The organism is Caballeronia sp. ATUFL_F1_KS4A, assembly GCF_023630905.1.
Lineage (GTDB): Bacteria > Pseudomonadota > Gammaproteobacteria > Burkholderiales > Burkholderiaceae > Caballeronia > Caballeronia zhejiangensis.
The window spans coordinates 1-277 of sequence record NZ_JALQEB010000059.1 but is presented as its reverse complement, the minus strand read 5'-3'; the positions used below and the strand labels follow the sequence as shown (position 1 = coordinate 277).

The 277-nt window shown below is 50.5% G+C and carries 1 protein-coding gene; it reads right to left on the bottom strand.

The genetic code is table 11. The annotated features are described in order from the left end of the window. A partial coding sequence (locus NCS03_RS31025; RefSeq protein ID WP_250530510.1) for a hypothetical protein occupies positions 1-203 on the bottom strand: 203 nt, incomplete at its 3' end. Positions 204-277: the final 74 nt, after the last annotated feature.

The window sequence follows — 277 nt, the reverse complement described above, 5'->3', positions numbered from 1 at the left end:
GGGTCTTGCCCCCGATTGCGTCGGATATTGCGCTTGCGCTCGCAAAACCATTCGTGCATGTCGTCCTGAACAACCGTAGGATTCGGTAATATTTGGCGCTGATGACCGTCCGGTGTCTCTAGCAAGACCGCTCCATTGGCGAGTAACCAGAGTATGAACACGATCAACGGGATAATAACTATGCTCGAATTTCCTTTTAACATGTTGCCTCCTGTTCTAACCATAAACCAGCATCGTAGCGCTGGCGCTGTTCTTCGTCGCTAAGAATCTCGTAGGC